22 protein-coding genes are annotated in these 20,543 nt (G+C 70.6%); 17 read left to right on the top strand and 5 right to left on the bottom strand.

The annotated features are described in order from the left end of the window. Positions 1-22: 22 nt before the first annotated feature. From mshA to CRM89_RS19765, 7 genes are all read left to right on the top strand, one after another. Positions 23-1,378, top strand: a complete 1,356-nt coding sequence (gene mshA / locus CRM89_RS19795; RefSeq protein ID WP_011211726.1) for a D-inositol-3-phosphate glycosyltransferase — start codon at positions 23-25, stop codon at positions 1,376-1,378. Continuing rightward, on the top strand, positions 1,375-1,878 hold the full coding sequence (locus CRM89_RS19790; RefSeq protein ID WP_011211725.1) for a YbjN domain-containing protein: 504 nt from the start codon (positions 1,375-1,377) through the stop codon (positions 1,876-1,878). The genes mshA and CRM89_RS19790 overlap by 4 nt, the downstream gene beginning before the upstream one ends. A 131-nt stretch (positions 1,879-2,009) precedes the next feature. Then, entirely contained in the window at positions 2,010-2,903 is an 894-nt protein-coding gene (locus CRM89_RS19785) for an ROK family protein (RefSeq protein WP_011211724.1), read from the top strand. A 29-nt stretch (positions 2,904-2,932) separates the two neighbouring features. After that, the gene (locus CRM89_RS19780) at positions 2,933-3,670 is read left to right on the top strand and encodes a phosphoglyceromutase (RefSeq protein WP_011211723.1); all 738 of its coding nucleotides are present in this window, start codon (positions 2,933-2,935) and stop codon (positions 3,668-3,670) included. Between the two features lie 184 nt (positions 3,671-3,854). Continuing rightward, complete coding sequence (locus CRM89_RS19775) at positions 3,855-5,906, top strand: CocE/NonD family hydrolase (protein WP_060594194.1); 2,052 nt, start codon at positions 3,855-3,857, stop codon at positions 5,904-5,906. 180 nt (positions 5,907-6,086) lie between these two features. Beyond that, the gene (locus CRM89_RS19770; protein WP_098085518.1) at positions 6,087-7,331 is read left to right on the top strand and encodes a cell wall metabolism sensor histidine kinase WalK; all 1,245 of its coding nucleotides are present in this window, start codon (positions 6,087-6,089) and stop codon (positions 7,329-7,331) included. Next, positions 7,328-8,017, top strand: coding sequence for a response regulator transcription factor (locus CRM89_RS19765; RefSeq protein ID WP_011211720.1), 690 nt, complete (start codon positions 7,328-7,330; stop codon positions 8,015-8,017). The genes CRM89_RS19770 and CRM89_RS19765 overlap by 4 nt, the downstream gene beginning before the upstream one ends. Before the next feature lie 76 nt (positions 8,018-8,093). Here CRM89_RS19765 and CRM89_RS19760 read toward each other — a convergent pair whose 3' ends face one another. The 4 genes from CRM89_RS19760 to CRM89_RS19745 form a co-directional block, all read right to left on the bottom strand. After that, positions 8,094-8,426, bottom strand: a complete 333-nt coding sequence (locus CRM89_RS19760) for a hypothetical protein (RefSeq protein ID WP_106427581.1) — start codon at positions 8,424-8,426, stop codon at positions 8,094-8,096. Positions 8,427-8,521: 95 nt separating this feature from the next. Continuing rightward, complete coding sequence (locus CRM89_RS19755; RefSeq protein WP_060594198.1) at positions 8,522-8,953, bottom strand: Ig-like domain-containing protein; 432 nt, start codon at positions 8,951-8,953, stop codon at positions 8,522-8,524. 9 nt (positions 8,954-8,962) lie between these two features. Next, positions 8,963-9,439, bottom strand: coding sequence for a hypothetical protein (locus tag CRM89_RS19750; RefSeq protein ID WP_060594200.1), 477 nt, complete (start codon positions 9,437-9,439; stop codon positions 8,963-8,965). Positions 9,440-9,564: 125 nt separating this feature from the next. Beyond that, positions 9,565-10,425 (bottom strand): hypothetical protein, encoded by an 861-nt coding sequence (locus CRM89_RS19745; protein ID WP_229434793.1) that lies wholly within the window; start codon positions 10,423-10,425, stop codon positions 9,565-9,567. A gap of 66 nt (positions 10,426-10,491) precedes the next feature. Between CRM89_RS19745 and CRM89_RS19740 the strand changes: the two genes are divergently transcribed. From CRM89_RS19740 to CRM89_RS19700, 9 genes are all read left to right on the top strand, one after another. Next, positions 10,492-11,523, top strand: a complete 1,032-nt coding sequence (locus CRM89_RS19740) for a Ppx/GppA phosphatase family protein (RefSeq protein WP_011211715.1) — start codon at positions 10,492-10,494, stop codon at positions 11,521-11,523. 760 nt (positions 11,524-12,283) lie between these two features. Further along, positions 12,284-13,189, top strand: coding sequence for a hypothetical protein (locus CRM89_RS31815; RefSeq protein ID WP_256385947.1), 906 nt, complete (start codon positions 12,284-12,286; stop codon positions 13,187-13,189). 50 nt (positions 13,190-13,239) lie between these two features. Beyond that, positions 13,240-14,136 carry a sugar phosphate isomerase/epimerase gene (locus tag CRM89_RS19730; protein ID WP_060595105.1) on the top strand — a complete coding sequence of 299 codons (897 nt, stop codon included), beginning with the start codon at positions 13,240-13,242 and terminating at the stop codon, positions 14,134-14,136. A gap of 99 nt (positions 14,137-14,235) precedes the next feature. Then, on the top strand, positions 14,236-15,135 hold the full coding sequence (locus tag CRM89_RS19725; RefSeq protein ID WP_098085515.1) for a thioesterase family protein: 900 nt from the start codon (positions 14,236-14,238) through the stop codon (positions 15,133-15,135). A gap of 11 nt (positions 15,136-15,146) precedes the next feature. After that, entirely contained in the window at positions 15,147-15,968 is an 822-nt protein-coding gene (gene proC / locus CRM89_RS19720; protein ID WP_060594203.1) for a pyrroline-5-carboxylate reductase, read from the top strand. A 150-nt stretch (positions 15,969-16,118) separates the two neighbouring features. Next, the gene (locus CRM89_RS32310) at positions 16,119-16,424 is read left to right on the top strand and encodes a helix-turn-helix domain-containing protein (protein ID WP_228790710.1); all 306 of its coding nucleotides are present in this window, start codon (positions 16,119-16,121) and stop codon (positions 16,422-16,424) included. Positions 16,425-16,596: 172 nt separating this feature from the next. Further along, positions 16,597-16,698, top strand: coding sequence for a 30S ribosomal protein bS22 (locus CRM89_RS19710; protein ID WP_003402602.1), 102 nt, complete (start codon positions 16,597-16,599; stop codon positions 16,696-16,698). 204 nt (positions 16,699-16,902) lie between these two features. Further along, the gene (locus CRM89_RS19705) at positions 16,903-17,976 is read left to right on the top strand and encodes an NAD-dependent epimerase/dehydratase family protein (protein ID WP_076574009.1); all 1,074 of its coding nucleotides are present in this window, start codon (positions 16,903-16,905) and stop codon (positions 17,974-17,976) included. Then, complete coding sequence (locus CRM89_RS19700; RefSeq protein WP_060594207.1) at positions 17,973-18,998, top strand: lysophospholipid acyltransferase family protein; 1,026 nt, start codon at positions 17,973-17,975, stop codon at positions 18,996-18,998. Before CRM89_RS19705 ends, CRM89_RS19700 begins: the two co-directional genes overlap by 4 nt. A 6-nt stretch (positions 18,999-19,004) precedes the next feature. Here the strand turns inward: CRM89_RS19700 and CRM89_RS19695 are convergent, their stop codons facing one another. Beyond that, positions 19,005-20,003 (bottom strand): HAD family phosphatase, encoded by a 999-nt coding sequence (locus tag CRM89_RS19695; protein ID WP_041561419.1) that lies wholly within the window; start codon positions 20,001-20,003, stop codon positions 19,005-19,007. A 94-nt stretch (positions 20,004-20,097) separates the two neighbouring features. On the opposite strand from CRM89_RS19695, the gene CRM89_RS19690 reads away from it, so the two are divergent. Next, on the top strand, positions 20,098-20,394 hold the full coding sequence (locus tag CRM89_RS19690; protein ID WP_050768176.1) for a glutaredoxin family protein: 297 nt from the start codon (positions 20,098-20,100) through the stop codon (positions 20,392-20,394). Positions 20,395-20,543 lie beyond the last annotated feature (149 nt).

Genomic DNA, 20,543 nt, shown 5'->3' with positions numbered 1-20,543 from the left:
AGCGTGGAAGTGGGCGTGCACTATGGATGGTGTGAGTCAGCGTGTGGACCAACGGCCGAACCGGATCGCGGTGTTGTCGGTGCACACCTCCCCGCTGGCCCAGCCGGGCACCGGTGACGCGGGCGGGATGAACGTCTACGTGCTGCGTACGGCTGTCGAGCTGGCCCAGCGCGGCATCGAAGTGGAGATCTTCACCCGGGCCACCGCCTCGCACATCCCGCCGGTGCAGGAGGCGGCCCCGGGCGTGCTGGTGCGCAACGTGGTCGCCGGTCCGTTCGAGGGACTCGACAAGCAGGACCTGCCCACCCAACTGTGCCCGTTCACCGCGGAGGTGCTGCGGCAGGAGGCCAGGCAACTGCCCGGCTACTACGACCTGGTGCATTCGCACTACTGGCTGTCCGGCCAGGTCGGCTGGCTGACCCGGGACCGCTGGCGCGTGCCGCTGGTGCACACCGCGCACACGCTGGCCGCGGTGAAGAACGCCGCGCTCGCCGAGGGCGACGCCCCCGAGCCGGTGAGCCGCGAGATCGGCGAGAAACAGATCATCGCCGAGGCCGACCGGATGGTGGCCAACACCGCCGAGGAGGCGCGCCAGCTCGTCGAGTTGTACGGCGCCGACCGCGACCGCATCGACGTGGTACCGCCCGGCGCCGACCTGACCCGCTACCGCCCCGGCGACCGCGCGGCCGCCCGCGCCGAACTCGGCCTGGCGCCGGGGGAGCCGATCGTGGCATTCGTCGGCCGCATCCAGCCGCTGAAGGCACCCGACGTGCTGGTTCGCGCGGCGGCGGAGTTGCTGCGCCGCGACCCCGGCCGCGCCCTGCGGGTGTTGATCGTCGGCGGCCCGTCCGGCTCCGGGTTGCAGCGGCCGGACGCGCTGATCGAACTGGCCGCCGAACTCGGTATCAGCGAGCGGGTCACCTTCCTGCCGCCGCAGCCGCCCGAACGGCTGGTGCAGGTGTATCGCGCCGCCGACCTGGTCGCGGTGCCCAGCTACAGCGAGTCCTTCGGCCTGGTCGCCATCGAGGCGCAGGCCAGCGGCACTCCGGTGCTGGCCGCCGACGTCGGCGGGCTGAGCACCGCCGTGCGCGACGGTGCGACCGGTCTGCTGGTGCGCGGGCACGAGACCGCCGACTGGGCCGACGCCCTCGGTGCGCTGCTCGGCGATCGGGACCGGTTGCGCCGCATGGGTCTTCGTGCGGTCGCGCACGCCGCGGGCTTCTCCTGGGCGCACACCGCCGAAGGACTGCTGGAGAGTTATTCCGCCGCGCTCTGGGAATTCCACGGTGCGCGCGCCGGCGTCGGCGCGGGCCGGATGACGCCGAACCAGGCCAGATCGCGGGCGCTGTGGCGGCGCCGGATGGGAGTGCGCCGATGAGCGAGATCACCGACACCGCGGAGGTCATCGACCGGACCCTGCGCGAGCGCGAGATCGAGTACACCCGGCCCGGCGACGACGTCTTCGTCGTCGTGCTGCCCGGTGAGCGCAAGCTCAAGACCACGGTGATGCTCACCGTCGGCAAGCACGGCGTGCGGATCGAGTCCTTCGTCTGCCGCAAGCCCGACGAGAACTTCGAGGGCGTCTACAAATTCCTGCTGCGCCGCAACCGCAGGCTCTACGGGGTGGCCTACACGCTGGACCGGGTGGGCGACATCTATCTGGTCGGCCGCATCGCCACGCACGCGGTGACCCCCGACGAACTCGACCGCGTTTTCGGGCAGGTGCTCGAGGCGGTGGACGCCGACTTCAACGTGCTGCTCGAACTCGGTTTCGCCGAATCCATTCGGCGGGAATGGAAGTGGCGGGTCTCGCGCGGGGAATCGCTGAAGAACCTGCGCGCCTTCGAGCATCTGGTGGACACCGCCGAGGACGAGTGAGCTCGGGCACCTGACGCCACCCGCGGCGCGGCAACCACGTAGCGTTACCGCCCGACACGAACATGCACGCACCGGGCCGCCGCCGTGCGCGGCGGTCCGGTGCTGCCTGGGCAGTTGGGGGTTTTGGGCAGATGACGGTTCTCGCACTGGACATCGGCGCCACCAAGATCGCGGTGGGGCTGGTCGGCGCCGACGGGGTGACCCACGAGGTGGGCCGGATCCGGGTGCCCGAGAGCGGCGTGTGGGAGGCGGTGTCCGGACTGCTGCTCGCGGCCGCCAACGGCCACGAGGTGGCGGTCGTCGGGATCGGGTCGTGCGGCCCGGTGGACGCGCCCGCCGGGATCACCACCCCGCTCAACATCCCCGAGTGGCGCGAGGGATTCGCCCTGGTCGACGCGGTGCGCGAGCTGTTCCCCGGCGCCTCGGTGCGGATGGCCATCGACGGGGTGTGCCTCGCGCTGGCCGAGCGGCACTTCGGCGCGGCGCGGGAGACCCCGGACGCGCTCGCCATGACGGTGTCCTCCGGAATCGGGGGCGGGATCATCGTCGGCGGCATGGTCGCGGTCGGGCACACCGGCAACGCCGGGCACATCGGGCACATGATCGTGCCGGGGAGCACCGATCCGTGCGCGTGCGGCGGTGTCGGCTGCGTGGAGGCCGTGGCGAGCGGACCCTCGGCGGTGCGCTGGGCTCGGGAGCGGGGCTGGACCGGCAGCGACGGCGTCGAACTGGCGGCCGCCGCGCAGGCCGGTGACCGGATCGCCAAGGCCGCCCTGCGGCGCGCCGGAATCGCGCTGGGACAGGTCATCTCGTCGGCGGCCGCGCTGCTGGACGTGGACCTGGTGGTGGTCGGCGGTGGTTTCGCCCAGTCCGGCGAGCCGCTGTGGCGGCCGCTGCAGGAAGCCCTCGGCGCGCACGCCCGCATCGAGTTCCTCGGCGATCTGCGGGTGGTGCCCTCCGAACTCGGCGAGCAGGCCACGCTGGTGGGGGCGGGCCTGCTGACGGCGCTGGGCGGCCGCGGCTGAGTCGCCGCGGCGTCGTTACACTACGCGGCATGACGTACACCCTCGTGCTGCTGCGCCACGGCGAGAGCGAATGGAACGCCCTGAACCTGTTCACCGGCTGGGTGGACGTGCACCTCACCGACAAGGGCGTGGCCGAGGGCAAGCGGGCCGGTGAGCTGCTCGCCGAGCACGGGATCCTGCCCGACATCGTCTACACCTCGCTGCTGCGCCGGGCCATCTCCACCGCCAACATCGCCCTCGACGCCGCCGACCGGCACTGGATCCCGGTCGTGCGGGACTGGCGGCTCAACGAGCGGCACTACGGCGAGCTGCAGGGCAAGAACAAGGCCCAGATCCGCGACAAGTACGGCGAGGAGCAGTTCATGCTGTGGCGGCGCAGCTACGACACCCCGCCGCCGCCCATCGAGGCGGGCAACGAGTACAGCCAGGAGGGCGACGCCCGTTACGCGGGCATCGACATCCCCAAGACCGAGTGCCTGCTCGACGTGGTGAACCGGATGGTCCCCTACTGGGAGTCGACCATCTCCAAGGATCTGCTGGCGGGCAAGACCGTGCTGATCGCCGCGCACGGCAACTCGCTGCGCGCGCTGGTCAAGCACCTCGACCAGATCTCCGACGAGGAGATCGCCGGTCTGAACATCCCGACCGGCATTCCGCTGCGCTACGAACTGGACGAGAACCTGCGTCCGGTGCGCCCCCGCGAGTACCTGGACCCGGAGGCGGCGGCCGCCGGCGCGGCCGCGGTCGCGAGCCAGGGCGGTAAGTAACTCGTCGTTCGCGCGTGGGGCCCGGCGGATTCCGCCGGGCCCCACGTGTGTTCAGGCCCGTGTGTCGAGCTGTTGTCCACAGGGCACGGGTTGTCCACACTGTGGTGGGTCACGTCTTCTTACCGGCGAGTAAGTGTGCAAGAATTCCGCTGTCCCATTTCAAAGGAGAGGTGGACCACTCGCGATGAGAAGAGCGTTCCGGGTCACCGTGGCGGGCCTCGCCGCTGCCCTGTTCCTGCCGTTCCTCGGCTCCGGCGCCACCGCCGCGCCGCTGCCCACCGGGCCCGACGGTGGCGCGGCGGGCCAGGCATGGGCCGCGACCCACGACGGGCCGCAGCAGTTCCCGAACATCCACATCACCTGGGATGTTCCGATCACCATGAGCGACGGCACGGTGCTGAAGGCGAACCTGTACCGCCCGGCCGACGTGCTCGGTAATCCGGTCCCCGTCGCGACGCCGACGGTGGTCAACATGACGCCGTACACCAAGCTGGTGTCCAACCTCGCCGACCACGCGGGCTCGGTGCCCGGCCTGTCGGACGCGATGATCGGGCTGTTCCGCGAGATCGACATGACCGGCACGCCGTTCTCCGGCGTCACCGATCTCACCAAGGCATTCGGGGGCGGCCAGCTGCGCAACTTCGCCGTCGACCGCAGCCTGGTCCGCAGCGGCTACACCCAGCTGGTCGTCGACGTCCGCGGCACCGGCTTCTCGCAGGGCGAATGGGACATGCTGCGCGACCGCGAGCAGCAGGACACCGTCGAGGTGATCGACTGGGCGGCCCGCCAGCCGTGGTCCAACGGCCGGATCGGCATGAGCGGCATCTCCTACTCCGCCATCAACCAGGTGCAGGCGGCGGAGAAGGCGCCGCCCGCGCTACAGGCCATCTTCCCGATCGTGCCGGGCAGCGACCTCGTCACCGACGTGCTCGCGCCCGGCGGCGGCTTCGGGTTCAACTTCATCCCGCTGTGGCTGACCGCGATCAACACCCTCAAGTGGGTGCCGGACGTGCAGTCCCTGGTCACCGGCAACTTCGACCAGCAGTGGCTCACCGACCGCATGGACTCGCCACTGACCTACATGGACGTGTTCCTCAACGCCTACAGCAAGACCCGGCTCGAGGATCTGGACCCGCGGGTGCGCAGCATGCTCACCGACGGCAGCCCCGAACGCAAGGCGTGGCTGGGTGATCCGAGCCGGATCACCATCCCGACCTTCGTCGTCGGTGGCTGGCACGACCTGTTCACCTACTCCGAGTCCCAGATCTACAACCAGATCTCGGCGCCGCCCGGGCACAAGCAGCTGTTGATGGGCAACACCTACCACCTGAACTCCGGCAACGAATACGCCGAGCCCGGTCTGCCACCCCGGCTGGACGTGCTGCAGCGGGCGTGGTTCGACCGCTGGCTCAAGGACATCGACAACGGGATCGATCGCTACGGTCCGGTCACGCTGCGCCAGCAGGGCGGTGGCTGGATCACCCAGAACGGCTTCGGCGACTCGGCCGAGGGCGCGGAGGGCGCCGAGCATCGGCGCATGTACCTGTCGGGAGCGCCGAGCGGTACCGCGCGCAGCGTGTACGACGGCTCGCTGCTGGCCGAGCAGGACGGCAGCACCCAGCGCCTCACCGTCGCGCCGGGCCTGACCGGCCTGTGCTCGAACGACGCGGGCCAGGCCACCGCGGGCGTGCTCGCCGCCATCGACGCCTGCGGTGCCGATTCGCGGATCCAGGAGACCAACGGCCTCACCTTCACCAGTGCGCCGGTGGCCGAGCCGACCGTCATCTCCGGGCCGATCGCGGTGCGGTTGAACACGGTGCAGGACGCCGCCGACGGCTACTGGTCGGTGACCGTCAACGACGTCGCGCCCGACGGCCGCTCCACGGTGCTGTCCTCGGGCCAGTTGATGGCCTCGTTGCGGTCGATCGACGAGTCGCGCAGCAGCCGCTCCGCCAACGGCGACTACACCGACCCGCGGCCGTTGGCCTCCCTGGAGGACCGGCTGCCGGTGATCCCGGGCGAGCCGACCACCCTCGACATCGCGCTGCCCGCCACCGAGGCGGTACTGCAACCGGGCCACCGGCTGCGGGTGGACGTGTACGCGGGCAACTTCCCGAAGGGCCTGCCGATCCTGCCCATGCTCGTCGACACCGGGCTGAAGCCGCAGCACCTACAGCTGGACCCGGAGCGGCCCAGTTTCGTGAACATCCCGGTCCGCGGCAACCCCGGCTGGTAACCGCGACGGCGCCGCCGAATCCGGCGGCGCCGTCTGCGTTTCGACCGACACGCCGGGCCGCCGCCCGCGTGGCGAACGGCGGGTAAACACCTGCCCAACAGGACAGGAATGGCCTGTGACCTGCGTGGAACTTCGCGAACCCGGCGTTGGTCACGCGGTCGGCGACCGTACGATTCAGGTGTGAGCGTTCCGCAGGCCGTGTTGTTGGCAGTCCTCGCGGCTGTCGTCGGACTGGCCGTCGGCGGCTTGCTCATCCCGTACGTGAACGCACGGCAGGCCGCCCGTCGGCAGGCCGATTCCGGGCTCACCATGAGCCAGGTGCTCGACCTGATCGTGCTCGCTTCCGAGAGCGGTATCGCGGTGGTCGACCAGTACCGCGACGTGGTGCTGGTGAACCCGCGCGCCGAGGAACTCGGTCTGGTCCGCAATCGGCTGCTCGACGAGCGCGCCTGGGCGGCGGTGGAGAAGGTGCTGGCCACCGGCGAGTCCGCCGAGTTCGACCTCACCGCGAAGAACCCGCTGCCCGGCCGCAGCCGCATCGCCGTGCGCGGTGTCGCGCGGCCGCTGTCGCAGGAGGAGACCGGCTTCACGGTCCTGTTCGCCGACGACGATTCCGAGCAGGCCCGGATGGAGGCCACCCGCCGCGATTTCGTCGCCAACGTCAGCCACGAGCTCAAGACGCCGGTGGGCGCGATGAGCCTGCTCGCGGAGGCATTGCTGGAATCGGCGGACGACCCCGAGGCGGTGCGCCATTTCGGCCAGCGCGTGCTCGGCGAGTCGCGCAGGCTCGGCAAGATGGTGACCGAGCTGATCGCGCTGTCCCGGTTGCAGGGCGCGGAGAAGCTGCCCGAACTCGAGGTCGTCGACGTCGACACCGTGGTGATGCAGGCGGTGGACCGCTCGCGCACGGCCGCGGAGGCCGCGGGCATCACCGTGAGCACCGACCGGCCAAGCGGCCTCGAGGTCCTCGGTGACGAGACACTGCTCGTCACCGCACTGTCGAACCTGGTCGAGAACGCGATCGCCTATTCGCCGCCCGGCTCGCACGTCTCGGTGAGCCGGTCGTTGCGCGGCAAGTACGTCGCGATGGCGGTCACCGACCGCGGCATCGGCATCGCCAAGGAAGACCAGGAGCGGGTGTTCGAACGGTTCTTCCGTTCCGACAAGGCGCGCTCGCGTGCCACCGGTGGTACCGGTCTCGGCCTCGCTATCGTCAAGCACGTGGCGGCCAACCACAACGGTGAGATCACCCTGTGGAGCAAATTGGGCACCGGTTCGACGTTCACCCTGCGAATACCCGCCCACCTCGAGGCCGACAGCGGCGACGACGACGTCGACGCGGACGGCGCCGTGGTGAGCACGAAGGAAAACGGCTCGCGTCCCTCGGGGCCGGGCAGACCCAATGGTGTGGAGGCACGCAGATGACGAGTGTTCTGATCGTCGAGGATGAGGAGTCGCTGGCCGATCCGCTCGCGTTCCTGCTGCGCAAGGAGGGCTTCGAGGTCACCGTGGTGGGCGACGGTCCGTCGGCGCTGGCCGAATTCGACCGCTCCGGCGCCGACATCGTGCTGCTCGATCTCATGCTGCCGGGCATGAGCGGCACGGATGTCTGCAAGCAGCTGCGCACCCGCAGCGGGGTACCGGTCATCATGGTGACCGCGCGCGACAGCGAGATCGACAAGGTGGTCGGCCTCGAGCTGGGTGCCGACGACTACGTCACCAAGCCGTACTCGGCGCGGGAGCTGATCGCCCGCATCCGGGCCGTGCTGCGCCGCGGCGCGGGCGACGAGCTCGACGGCAACGGCGAGAGCGGCGTGCTCGAAGCCGGTCCGGTGCGGATGGACGTCGACCGGCACACCGTGATGGTGAACGGCAAACCGGTGACGTTGCCGCTCAAGGAGTTCGACCTGCTCGAGTACCTGCTGCGCAACTCCGGCCGGGTGCTGACCCGCGGCCAGCTGATCGATCGGGTGTGGGGCGCGGACTACGTCGGCGACACCAAGACCCTCGACGTGCACGTCAAGCGACTGCGCTCGAAGATCGAAGCCGACCCCGCCAAGCCGGAGCACCTGGTCACCGTCCGCGGCCTGGGGTACAAGCTCGAAGCGTGAGCGGGTCAGCGGGTATGGCCGACGACGGCCCCGGTCCATCGACCGGGGCCGTCGTGCTGTCTGCCGTTCGCGTGGTTCAGGGCAGGTAGATCCAGGTGGGGCCGATGCCGGGAACGTCGGTGAGGCGCAGGGTGATCCAGCCCAGGTCGTCTTCCTGCATGCAGTCGTAGAGCGGCACGGTGGTGCCGTTGCCGCGGCAGGCGATGGTGCGGCTGACGCCGTAGGGGCTCATGACGACGTTCTTGCCGTCCGCCTTGGCGGTGAGCGCCGCGGGGTCGGTCGCGGCCACGAAGGTGGCGGTGACGTCCGAGAACTGGGTGGGGTCGGCGGCGGGCTCGGCGTGTGCGAGGCCGGTGCCGGCCAGCGCGGCGCCGATCAGCAGCGACGCGACGGTCAGGGCTTTCTTCATGCGGCAATCCAATCGCACGGTGGTGTCCGGGGGATTGCCGGGAGGTGTCCTGGTGCCTGCGCGGGTCACGGCACCGACCCGCGCAGGCCGCCGGTTCAGCTGCCGCTGCTGCTGCCGGACAGCAGGCCGCGCAGCAGTGCGCTGCCGGTGCCGGATCCGCCGCTGCCGCTGCCGCTGCCCGGGGACGCGGCCTCCTCGACCTCCACGACGATCGACTGGGTGCTGCCGCCCTGTTCGGCGGTCAGGATGTGCCTGCCCGGGGTGCTGGGCTGCCAGTCGATGGTCGCGCTGCCGGGCGGCCACGGCACCGTGGGCGCTCCGATGAACTCGCCGTTGTCGCTGAAGTAGACCAGCAGACCGCCGGAGGCGCCGCCGACCTGGGCGGTGAGGGTGTAGGTGCCGCCGACGACGTGGGTGCTGCCCTCGACCGCGAGCGACTGCACGGAGGCGTGCGCCGAGGGCGCCACCAGGACGGTCGCGGCCGCGGCGGCGAACAGCGCCGCGGCGGTGCGTGCGGTGCGTGTCATGTCCGCCTCCTAGCTGCTGCCCGCGAGGCCGCCGAGCAGGTCGCCGAGCCCGCCGGAGCCGGCGCTGCTGCCGGAGCCGGGATCGGTGCCCGGGTCGGGATCGGGGTCGGGGTCGGGGGCGTTCGGATCGATGACGTTCACCACGACGGTTTTCGTGCTGCCGCCCTGGGATGCGGTGATCAGGTGCTGGCCCGGGGTGGTCGGGGTCCACTCGATGGAGGATTCGCCGACCGGCCACGGCACCTTCGGTCCGCTGATGTCCTGTCCGTTGTCGGTCCAGTACACGAGCAGGCCGATGCTCGCGCCGCTCAGCTTCGCCTTCAGGGTGTAGGTCTGGCCGAGTTGGTGCGTCGCCCCCGACACGGTGACCGAGTCGACGGTGGCGTTGGCGTGGGGCGCGGCGAACACGACGATCGCCGTCGCGGCCGTGAGCCCGGCGACGGTCGAGCCGATCCGGCCGAGTCCGCGCTGTGTGGTGATGCTCATGATGTTCGTCTCCTGTGCTGCCCACGCAGGGTGTGGGCAAGCGCACAGTAAATGACCGTCACTGTGAAATGTCGTCGTTTCGCAAAATCTCCCGAAACCTCGTCGGCCGGGTGAAACGCCTGGTATCAGCCGTGCTCGGCGGCGCGAGCGGCGTGTACGGTCGCCGGATGCACGGCGATCAGGCCGAGCCCCTCCCGCCTGCGGCAGTGCCTGGCCAGTTCCTCGTAGGCGGGCGCGCCGAGCAGTTCGGTGAGTTCGGGTGCGTAGGACTGCCAGACCGGCCGGGCGCCGACATGCGCGTCCGGGGAGCCGGAGCAGTACCAGTCCAGATCCTCGCCGCCGGGGCCCCAGCCGCGCCGGTCGTACTCGGTCACCACGGTGCGCAGGATCTGCACCCCGTCGGGCCGGTCCACCCACTCCTGGGTGCGCCGGATCGGCAATTGCCAGCACACGTCCGGCTTGACGGTGTGCGGCGGCAGGCCGCGGCGCAGCGCCATCGTGTGCAGGGCGCAGCCGACCCCGCCCGCGAAGCCCGGCCGGTTGAGGAAGATGCACGCGCCCTCGTGGCGGCGGGTGCGGAGCGCGGGCTCGTCATCGAGTTCGTCGAGCTCGAGATAGCCCTTCTTGGTCACCCGGCCCTTGGCGTTGCGGGCCTGGTCCATGAGCTGCCAGTCCTGCGGTGTGAGCATTTTCACAGCGGCGCGCAGGCGTTCCTGGTCCTCCTCGTCGGAGAGGAACGCCCCGTGCGAGCAGCAGCCGTCGTCGGGGCGGTCGGCGATGATGCCCTGACAGGCGGGTGTGCCGAAGACGCAGGTCCAGCGGGAGAGCAGCCAGGTCAGGTCGGCGACGATCAGATGCTCGTCGTTCGCCGGGTCGAGGAATTCGATCCATTCGCGAGGAAAGTCCAGATCCACCTCGGGGGCGGGGTCGATCTTGCCTGCTGGTCGGGGCCGGGTCCGGCTGTCCGCCGCTGCGCCTACCGTCACAGCATTCGACGCTAACAGTTCACCTCGCCCACTCGTAAGTGCTGGTCGACCCAGTACCGTGTTCATGTGCGGCTAGGGGTACTCGACGTCGGAAGCAATACCGTCCACCTGCTCGTGGTGGACGCCCACCGGGGTGGGCACCCCATGCCGATGAGCTCCACCAAGGCCACGTTGCGCCTGTCGGAGAACATGGACGACGAGGGGCGCATCACCACCCAGGGCGCGGAGCGGCTGATCTCCACGGTCGCCGAGTTCGCCAGTATCGCCGAGACCTCGCAGTGCGTGGAGCTGATGCCGTTCGCCACCTCGGCGCTGCGCGAGGCCGCGAACTCCGAGGAGGTGCTCGGGCGGGTGCGCGCCGAGACCGGGGTGGACCTGCAGGTGCTCAGCGGTGTCGACGAGGCGCGGCTGACGTTCCTGGCCGTGCGCCGCTGGTACGGCTGGAGCGCCGGGCGCATCCTCAACATCGACATCGGCGGTGGCTCGCTGGAGATGAGCAACGGCGGCGACGAGGAACCCGATGTCGCGTTGTCGCTGCAGCTCGGCGCGGGCAGGCTCACCCGGCAGTGGCTGCGCGAGGACCCGCCGGGCAAGCGCCGCGTCGCGGTGCTGCGCGATTGGCTCGACGCCGAACTCGTCGCGCCCGCCAAACAACTGCTCGACGCGGGCAAACCCGACCTGGCCGTCGGCACGTCCAAGACGTTCCGCTCGCTGGCCAGGCTGACCGGCGCGGCGCCCTCGGGCGCGGGCCCGCGTGTTCGACGTACACTGACCAGCTCCGGCCTGCGGCAGCTGATCGCGTTCATCTCCCGGATGACCGCCGCGGACCGGGCAGAATTGGAAGGCGTGAGTTCGGATCGGTCACAGCAGTTGGTGGCCGGCGCACTGGTCGCGGAGGCGAGTATGCGAGCGCTGTCGTTGGACACCCTCGAAATTTGCCCGTGGGCGCTGCGGGAAGGGCTGATCCTGCGCAAACTGGATACCGATATGAGCGGTGGACCACGAGCGGCAGCCATGCCGGGCGCGGTGGGCGGCGGCCTGCCCCGGCCCGGTGGTGCGGCCGCGTTGTCCGACCCGATCGAAACGGTGTCGTCATGAGCGAGGAATCCAAGCAGCTCTCGGTCGCGGAGCTGCTCGCCCGCAACGGCCGCGAGGCGGCCTCCGGTGGGGGCAGGCGGCGGCGCGCCGGGCGCGGCATCTCGGTGGCCGAGCTGACCGGTGACCTGCCGGTGATCCGCGAGGGCGGTTCGCATTCGGCGCACTCGGCCGCCGACGACGAAGCGTCCGCCGGGCCCGTGGCCTTCGATTCCGGCGGCTTCGTCCCGTCGAGCTTCGATTCGCCCGCGCCCGAGCGTGATTCGTTCGCCCCGCCCGAGCCCGCGACGGAACTGCCCACGCACTCGCCGATTTCGGGCCCGATCACCCGCTACAACCCGCTCGCGCCGCCCTCGGAGCCCACCGGATCGCGGCACGGCGCCCCCGCCGCGAGCGAGCCGGCGCCCGAGGAGCCCGCGCGACCCTCGCGCGGCGGCCGCAGGCACAAGCTCGATCCCGACGACAACGTCACGATGATCGTCGGCCGTCCCACCGCCGGCTTCGACCCGGCGTCGTTCGGCGCGAGCGCGGCTCCTATCGAACCAGCCGCACCAATCGCACCACCCGCACCAACCGCACCACCCGCACCACCGGAGCCGGCCGCGCGCCCCGACAGCGGCCGGATGAGCCGCGCCGCGCGCCGCCGTGCCGCCGAGGCCGCCGAGGAGACCCACGTCGAGGTCGGTCAGGAGCCCGGCCCGCCCACCGCCGCCTGGGCCCCGCCCGTCCCCGATCCCGACCCGGCCCCGCGCCCCTCTCGCCGATGCCGCCGCGCCCGGGCCCCGCACCACAGCCCGCCGAGCCGCTGCCGCCACCGGCTCGCGACCGCGGCGCGCTGCCCGCCTGGTCCGCCCGCAGGCACAAGCCACCCGCCCCGGCGCCCGCCGCTCCGCCGCCGGAGCGGGCGCCCGAATCGGGTGGCCTCCCCACCGCCGCGTGGAGCCTGGCCAGCCAGGACCAGCAACTCGTCTCCGGCTCCACCGTCGCGGGCGACCTGCTGCGCGACGGCGTCGAGCGCGCCGAGGCGGCCCGCCGCGCCGGCCGGGCACCCGCCCGCGACCGCGACGGCGAGTTCGATGCGGATCTCGCGGACGACTTCGGCGGTGCGGAGTTCGCCGACGAACACCTCACCGACGTCTACGGTCCGTTCGCCGACGAGGACGACGATTTCGACGACGACCTGGCCGACGAGGACTTCGACGACGACCTGACCGACGACGACCTGGCCGACGACGACCTCGCCGACGACGACGCCGCGCCGCGCCGCAAGCCGGCGTTGTCGGGCCTGGCCGCGCGGGTGAAATCGGCCACGCCGCAGCGGTTCCCGGGGCTGAAGAGCCGGGCTCCGGCGGCGGGTGCCGCCCGGGCGGGCACCCGTGGCAAGGCGCGCGACGCCGAGCACGACGCCAACCGTCGCCAGTGGATGATCCTCGGCGCGCAGAGCACCGGGGCCGCCGTCGCCGGCATGCTGATGTTCAAGGGCTTCGAGCGGATGTGGGAGATGCTGCCGTGGGTCGCGCTGGCCCTGGCGATGATCGTCATCCTCGGGTTGGTGGCGCTGGTGCGCATCCTGCGCCGCACCGACGACATCCTCAGCACCGTCATCGCGGTGGTGGTCGGCATCTTCGTCACGCTCGGGCCGCTGGCATTTCTACTCAGTACGAACTGATCAGGGGAGCGTTGGTCGTGGGGCACATCGGGCAGTCGGATCGGACCCGGGTGGGCACCTCCCGGCGCGACATCCTGGTCGGACTGTCGACCGCCTCGGTCTACCCGCAGAACACCGAGGCCGCCTTCCGGTATGCGGCCGAATTGGGCTACGACGGCGTGGAATTGATGGTCTGGGCCGAGCCGGCCAGCCAGAGCATCGCGACCGTGCAGAGTTACGCGCGCCGCTACGACGTGCCGGTGCTGGCCGTGCACGCGCCGTGCCTGCTCATCTCGCAGCGGGTGTGGGGCGCGGACCCGATCGCCAAACTCGAACGCAGCGTGCACACCGCCGAGGCGCTCGGCGCCGACACGGTCGTGGTGCATCCGCCGTTCCGCTGGCAGCGCCGCTACGCCGAGGGCTTCGCCGACCAGGTCGCCGAACTCGAGGAGCACCACCGGGTGATCGTCGCGGTGGAGAACATGTTTCCCATGCGCGCCGACACGTTGTTCGGCCGCGGTGAGAAGGCCGCGCGGCGGTTGGCGCGCCGCGGCGGCCCCGGCTGGGGACTGACCGCGTTCAGCCCCTCCTACGACCCGACCGACACCGGCTTCCAGCACTACACCCTCGACCTGTCGCACACGGCCACCGCGGGCGCCGATCCGCTGGCGCTGGCCGCCAGGATGGGGGCGGGACTGGCGCATCTGCATCTGGCCGACGGCCGCGGCGCCGCGCACGACGAGCACCTGATTCCCGGCACCGGCAGCCAGCCCTGCGCCGAGGTGTGCGCGCACCTGGTGCGCAGCGGATTCGCCGGGCACGCCGTCGCCGAGATCAACACCCAGAACGCGCGCAGCACCACCGAGCGCGCGGCCATGCTGCGCCGCACCCTCGCCTTCGCCCGCGAGCACCTCAACGGCGTCGCGCCCGCACCGAGCCCGGCCTCGGTCCAGGCGAACTCGCAGTAGCTCCCACGGGCGCCACGAGGTCGGCGCAACCGTCGTTCTACGCTGTACGAACGGCCCGCGCGCTGCCGCGCCGGCCCGCGAGGCGACGAAGGAGTGACGATGACGACCGACGTGAGCGGTGACCTCGACCGGTCCACCGCGACCGACGCCCCGTTCGCCGCGGTCTGCGCGCTGACCGTGCTGCCCGGCCCGACCCCGGACGCCGGGCGCTACCGCGGTGTCATCGACCCCGTGTGGACCATCGGCCCCAAGGTGCACGGCGGCACGATGGTGGCCGCCAGCGCCGCCGCGGCCACCGCCTGGCTGCGCGCGGACGGATCGGCGCCGGCCGGGATGGCCCCCATCGCCGCGAGCTCGGACTTCCTGGGCGCGCCGGAGCCGGGCGAGGTCGGCTACGAGGTGCGCACCCGCAAGATCGGCCGCCAGATCTGCCTGGTCGACGTCACGCTGACGCAGAACGATACGGCGAAGGTGCGCACCGCCTTCACCTTCGGCAGGCTCGACGACGCCGAACCACGGTTCGCCCACCGCCACGACGACATGCCGGTCGAGCCGCCCGCCGGGGCGATGGAATACGAGGGCTCGCCGCTGGGCAAGGTCGTCAACGTCGCCAAGGGCGCCGACCTCGCGCTGGATCGGGAGTGGGCCCGCTTCCTCGACGGCGAACAGGGCGTGCCCCGGCTGCGGATGTGGATCCGGCCGTTCGAGGGCGACCAGCGCGATCCCGACGTGGCCGCCTACTTCGCCATGATGGCCGCCGACATGAGCCCGCCGGTGCCGATGAACCTCGGCCACTTCGGCTGGGCCCCGACCGTGCAGATGACCACCTACCTGCGGCGCAGGCCGGCGCCGGGCTGGCTGCGCGTCGTCGCCACCACCCAGGAGGTGGGTGCACGCATGTTCGATTGTGACCAGCTCGTGCTCGACAGCACCGGCGCGGTGGTCGCCCAGAGCAGGCAACTCGCACTGCTGCCACAGCCGAGGGACGGACGAGGCTAGCCTTTAGGGCCATGACGAGAATTGCGGTGATCGGTGGAGGCCGGATCGGGGAGGCGTTGATCGCCGGGCTGCTCGAATCCGGCCGGGCGAGCAAGGACCTGGTGGTCGTCGAGACCCACCAGGACCGGGCCGAGCTGGTGGCGAGCCGATTCGGGGTGCGGGTCACCGGGGAGGTCGCCGATGCCGCCATCGGCGCCGACCTGCTGGTGATCGCGGTGAAGCCCGGCGATGTCGACACCGTGCTGACCCAGTTGGGCAAGGCCGAGCTGAACGCGGGCGACCTCGACCAGGTGCTGGTCTCGCTGGCCGCGGGTGTGCCGACCGCCCGGCTGGAGGCCAAGATGCCCGCCGGGTTCCCGGTCGTGCGGGTCATGCCGAACACCCCGATGCTGGTCGGGCAGGGCATGATCGTGCTCGCGCCGGGCCGCTACACCAAGCCGAGCCAGCTCGAGCTGGTCACCGAGGTGCTCGGCACGGTCGGCAAGGTGGTCACGGTCGCGGAGTCGCAGATGGACGCGGTGACCGCGGTGTCCGGCTCCGGTCCCGCCTATTTCTTCCTGGTCGTCGAGGCCATGATCGATGCGGCCGTCAGCCTCGGCCTGTCCCGCGACATCGCGACCGATCTGGTGGTGCAGACGATGGTCGGCTCGGCCGCGTTGCTGGACGAGGCCGAGCAGAGCGCGGTGGAATTGCGCGCCGCGGTGACCTCGCCCGCCGGCACCACCGCGGCGGCCCTTCGCGAGCTCGAGCGCGCAGGAGTACGCTCGGCATTCCTGGAGGCTTTGCACGCGGCGAAGGAGCGTTCGGCCGAACAGGGCGCGTCGGCGGAGTGACCACGGTATGAATCCGGCGTGAGCGGCTGATTTCTCACACCCGTCGCAGTAATCCCACTGGTCCCGCTAAGCTTCAAGGAGCACGTGCGTGTCTGTTCCGCCGGTGGGGAAGCCGGCGGCGCGGACGTGCCGGAGGTCGATGGTGCAATGATGTCTTCGAACAAGATGTCTGGAAACAGCTCGGGATCGTCACCAGGAACGCCGGGCCCGTCCGGCGGCCGCGGCGGCTCCCGGGCGCAGAACGGTCCCGGTTCGCCGGGCCAGTCCGTGCTCGGCGGTGGTACCCAGTTCCTCACCGTCGCCGAGGTGGCCAATCTGATGCGGGTGTCGAAGATGACCGTCTACCGCTTGGTGCACTCGGGCGAGCTGCCCGCGGTGCGCGTCGGCCGGTCCTTCCGCGTCCATGCCAAAGCCGTCCACGACTACCTGGAGACGTCCTACTTCGACGCCGGGTGAGCCACGGTCCTCCCCGCGGCCGAGGCGGGTGGGGCTACCGGTAGGATGAAACCTCGGTTCGTGTCCGCCTGCCTGCGGCGCCAGTTCGTGGTGTCCGGCGGCGCGGGCGCCGAAATCAGCTAGGCGTACGTCACCGCGTGCGCGCCGAGTAGAGAGAACGCGAGGACACCCTATGGGTTCTGTGATCAAGAAGCGCCGCAAGCGCATGTCGAAGAAGAAGCACCGCAAGCTGCTTCGCCGCACGCGTGTCCAGCGGCGCAAACTCGGCAAGTGAGCCTGCGCGATCACCGCGAAGCGAGGCCCGTCACCGATCACGGTGGCGGGCCTCGCTTTTTGAAATATTTCGGTTTGAAACCGCTGTGTATCCGGTGACTGAAGTCATCGTTAGATCCTCGTAAATACTCTCCGCGATCGCGGAGTTCAGCGGTTACTCTTGTGACGAATAATCAACCGGGGGCCTGGCAGGTGGGATTCGCACGTGGGTTCTGAAGCGAGGGACGCACACGCACCCAAGGTGGTGCTGGTCACCGGTGCGAGCCGATTCTTCGGCGGGCACGTCGTCGCCGAACTCGCCCAGGACCCGGCGGTGGAACGTATCATCGCGGTGGACACCATGACGCCGGGCCGCGAGCTGCAACGCCGCATGGGGCGCGCCGAATTCGTGCGCGCCGATATTCGGAATCCGTTGATCCGCAAGGTGATCGGAGGCAACGAGGTGGACACTGTGGTGCATACCGCGGTGCTGTCCCGTCCGCCGTCGCCCGGTGGCCGCGCGGTGATGAAAGATCTCAACGTCCTCGGCGCCATGCAACTGTTCGCCGTCTGCCAGAAAACCCCGTCGGTTCGTAGAGTGGTCGTTCGCTCGAGTTCGGCGGTGTACGGCTGCAGTCCGAAGGATCCGGCGAAATTCACCGAGGAAATGAGTGCGCGTAAGCCGCCGAGCGGGTGGTTCGCGCGCGACATGATCGAAATCGAGGGATTCGTACGCGGCATGGCCCGGCGCCGTCCCGATATCGGCGCCGCCATTCTCCGCCTGGCGCCCACGGTGGGGCCGCGGCTGGCCCGCCGTGGCGTGCAGTACCTGCGCTGGCCGGTCGCGCCGACGGTCTTCGGCCGCGATGCCAGGATGCAGCTGCTGCACGAGCAGGACGCGGTCGCGGCTCTGGCGCACGCCGCCCGCACCGCCCGCGGCGGCACCTACAACGTCGCGGGCGACGGCGCGCTCACGCTCTCCCAAGCCGTGCGTCGTTCGGGCAGACTGGAACTACCGCTTCCGTTCGCCGTGTTCCGCACCGCGGGGCGCGCGCTGATGGAAACGGTGATGCGTGACTTCAGTGCCGAACAGCTCGACTACTTCCATTTCGGGTGTGGCCTGGACACCACCCGCATGCGGACCGAACTCGGGTTCGAGCCGCGGTGGACGACCGTTCAGGCGTTCGACGACTTCATCGGGGGCGCAGCGCTGCGACCCGTCATCGATCCGCGCTGGATCGATGCCGCAGAACACAAACTGCTCGGCCTGCTCGGGGCCGGTACGGGAGCACACACATGAACGACGTTGCCAAAGTCATCCACCTGCACGACGTGACCGCCGAGACCCGGCCGCGTCCGGCCGCCCGGCGCTGGCCCGAGCCGCCGCCCGGCGCACCCGCGGGCCGCGTCACCTCCCTGCTCGAGCGTCGCGCCGCGAGCGAACCGCCGGTGCCGCAGTCGCTGGGCGACCTCGTGCGCGGGAAGCTCGGCAAGCAGATCAGCGCCACCGCCGAGTTCGCCCGCCGCAGGCTCGCCGGCGACTACCGGGTCGACGAATTCGGCTTCGACGCCGACCTGCTGGAGAACGTCCTGCTGCCGGCGCTGCGTCCGCTGGCCGAGCACTGGTTCCGGGTCGAGGTCCGCGGCATCGAGAACATCCCGGCCACCGGCGGCGCGCTCATCGTGGCGAATCACGCGGGCACCGTGCCGGTGGACGGGCTGATGCTCCAGCTGGCCGTGCACGACCGGCATGTCGCGCACCGCGCGTTGCGGCTGCTGGCCGCCGATCTGATCTTCGAACTCCCGGTGCTCGGCGTGCTCGCCCGCAAGGCGGGCCACACCCTGGCCTGCCGCGAGGACGCCGAACGGCTGCTGCGTTCCGGTGAGCTCACCGGAGTGTTTCCCGAGGGCTTCAAGGGCGTAGGCAAGAGCTACGCCGACCGCTACAAGCTGCAGCGCTTCGGCCGGGGCGGCTTCGTCGCCGCCGCGGTGCGCACCGGCGTGCCGATCATCCCGTGCTCGATCGTCGGCTCGGAGGAGATCTATCCCAAGCTGGCCGACATCAAGCCGCTGGCTCGGCTGCTCGGCCTGCCCTACTTCCCGGTGACGCCGACCTTCCCGCATCTCGGCCTGCTCGGCGCGGTCCCGCTGCCGTCGAAGTGGTACATCGAATTCGGCGAGCCGATCCCCACCACGGCCTACGAGCCGGAGGCCGCCGACGATCCGATGACCATGTTCGAGGTCACCGACCAGGTCCGCGAGACCATCCAGCAGACGCTCTACAAACTGCTGACCAAGCGCCGCAACCCGTTCACCGGGTAGGGCGCGCTACAGGTTCTCCCGGCGGCGGGTCACCGCCGCCGCCACCGCGCCGCCCGCGGCACCCAGTGCGAGCGCGGTCGGTACGCCGATCTTGGCGGCCTTGCGGCCGGTGCGGAAATCCCGGATCTCCCAGCCCCGGTTCTTGGCCACCTCGCGCAGGTCGGCGTCGGGGTTGATCGCCACCGCGGTACCGACCAGCGAGAGCATCGGTACGTCGTTGTGGCTGTCGGAGTAGGCCGTGCAGCGCTTGAGGTTCAAGCCCTCCCGGATGGCCAGCGCACGCACGGCATGGGCCTTGCCGAGGCCGTGCAGGATGTCGCCGACCAGGCGCCCGGTGAACTTGCCGTCCACGCTCTCGGCGACCGTGCCGAGCGCGCCGGTCAGCCCGAGCCGCTTGGCGATCACCTGCGCCAGCTCCACCGGCGTCGCCGTCACCAGCCACACCTGCTGGCCGGCGTCGAGATGCATCTGGGCCAGCGCCCTGGTGCCCGGCCAGATCTTGTCGGCGATGATCTCGTCGTAGATCTCCTCACCGAGCGCCGCCAGTTCGGCGGTGGAGCGCCCGGCGATGAAGGCCAGCGCCTTCTCCTTGCCGGAGGCCATGTCGGTGCTGCTCTCCTTACCGGTGACCCGGAACTTCACCTGCTTCCAGGCGACATCGAGCAGATCGGAGGTCTTGAAGTACTTGCGCGCGGCCAGCCCGCGGGCGAAGTGCACGATCGAGGCGCCCTGCACCATCGTGTTGTCCACGTCGAAGAACGCCGCCGCGGTGAGATCGCGCGGCACCTCGGCGGTGTGGTCCTCCAGCTCGGATTCGTGCAGCGAGAGCGCCGCGTCGGCACTGGCCTCACCCGCGAGGTTGGCGCGTAGCTCCTCCTCGCTGGGGCCGAAGGGGCTCCGCGCGATGCGCGCGAGCTGGTCCTGTAGGCCCTGCCCCAGCGGACCCAGGTTCCACCGCACCGGAAACTCGCCGAACCGGCCGGCGATGAAACCCGTCCTGTCCACCTTCGATCGTTCCGGCACCACAACCTCCGCCCGTCCGCGCGAACCACGTCCACACTAGCGCCGAATCCTCGTCGCCCACGATTTAATAGCCGCCATGACAGATTCCACGGAAAACGGCTCGCGGCGCGGCGGATCGGGCCCGGCTCACACTGTGACATTGCTGACGCGGGCGGGCTGCGGAATGTGTGCCACCGCACTCGAGCAACTGCGCGCGATCTGTGCCGATTTCGATATCGAGCCCGGCACGGTGGACGTCGACGAGGCCGCCGCGACCGACCCCGGCCTGCGCGCCGAGTACGGCGACCGGCTGCCGGTGGTGTTGCTGGATGGCAACGAGCACAGTTATTTCGACGTCGACGAGGCGCGGTTGCGCGCCGATCTGGGGCGCTGAGCGGGCGCGATCGTAGTCCGTTTTCGATGCCGTGCTGGTCGCGGCGGAAAATGAGGCCAATTTCACCGACTTTGTGCATGGCTTCACAAGCGGTTACGGTGGTGGCACGCGACCCGCATGCCGAGGCTGCGGAGCCGCCATGAAATCCG

This window comes from Nocardia sp. FDAARGOS_372, from assembly GCF_002554515.1.
GTDB classification, from domain to species: domain Bacteria; phylum Actinomycetota; class Actinomycetes; order Mycobacteriales; family Mycobacteriaceae; genus Nocardia; species Nocardia farcinica.
The sequence above is the reverse complement of the archived record's forward strand: the minus strand, read 5'-3'. Positions and strand labels throughout refer to the sequence as shown.

Coding starts and splice junctions, on each gene's coding strand:
- mshA (WP_011211726.1), top strand. CDS start 23: ATGGATGGTGTGAGTCAGCGTGTGGACCAACGGCCGAACCGGATCGCG.
- CRM89_RS19790 (WP_011211725.1), top strand. CDS start 1,375: ATGAGCGAGATCACCGACACCGCGGAGGTCATCGACCGGACCCTGCGC.
- CRM89_RS19785 (WP_011211724.1), top strand. CDS start 2,010: ATGACGGTTCTCGCACTGGACATCGGCGCCACCAAGATCGCGGTGGGG.
- CRM89_RS19780 (WP_011211723.1), top strand. CDS start 2,933: ATGACGTACACCCTCGTGCTGCTGCGCCACGGCGAGAGCGAATGGAAC.
- CRM89_RS19775 (WP_060594194.1), top strand. CDS start 3,855: ATGAGAAGAGCGTTCCGGGTCACCGTGGCGGGCCTCGCCGCTGCCCTG.
- CRM89_RS19765 (WP_011211720.1), top strand. CDS start 7,328: ATGACGAGTGTTCTGATCGTCGAGGATGAGGAGTCGCTGGCCGATCCG.
- CRM89_RS19760 (WP_106427581.1), bottom strand. CDS start 8,426: ATGAAGAAAGCCCTGACCGTCGCGTCGCTGCTGATCGGCGCCGCGCTG.
- CRM89_RS19755 (WP_060594198.1), bottom strand. CDS start 8,953: ATGACACGCACCGCACGCACCGCCGCGGCGCTGTTCGCCGCCGCGGCC.
- CRM89_RS19750 (WP_060594200.1), bottom strand. CDS start 9,439: ATGAGCATCACCACACAGCGCGGACTCGGCCGGATCGGCTCGACCGTC.
- CRM89_RS31815 (WP_256385947.1), top strand. CDS start 12,284: ATGCCGCCGCGCCCGGGCCCCGCACCACAGCCCGCCGAGCCGCTGCCG.
- CRM89_RS19725 (WP_098085515.1), top strand. CDS start 14,236: ATGACGACCGACGTGAGCGGTGACCTCGACCGGTCCACCGCGACCGAC.
- proC (WP_060594203.1), top strand. CDS start 15,147: ATGACGAGAATTGCGGTGATCGGTGGAGGCCGGATCGGGGAGGCGTTG.
- CRM89_RS32310 (WP_228790710.1), top strand. CDS start 16,119: ATGTCTTCGAACAAGATGTCTGGAAACAGCTCGGGATCGTCACCAGGA.
- CRM89_RS19710 (WP_003402602.1), top strand. CDS start 16,597: ATGGGTTCTGTGATCAAGAAGCGCCGCAAGCGCATGTCGAAGAAGAAG.
- CRM89_RS19700 (WP_060594207.1), top strand. CDS start 17,973: ATGAACGACGTTGCCAAAGTCATCCACCTGCACGACGTGACCGCCGAG.
- CRM89_RS19690 (WP_050768176.1), top strand. CDS start 20,098: ATGACAGATTCCACGGAAAACGGCTCGCGGCGCGGCGGATCGGGCCCG.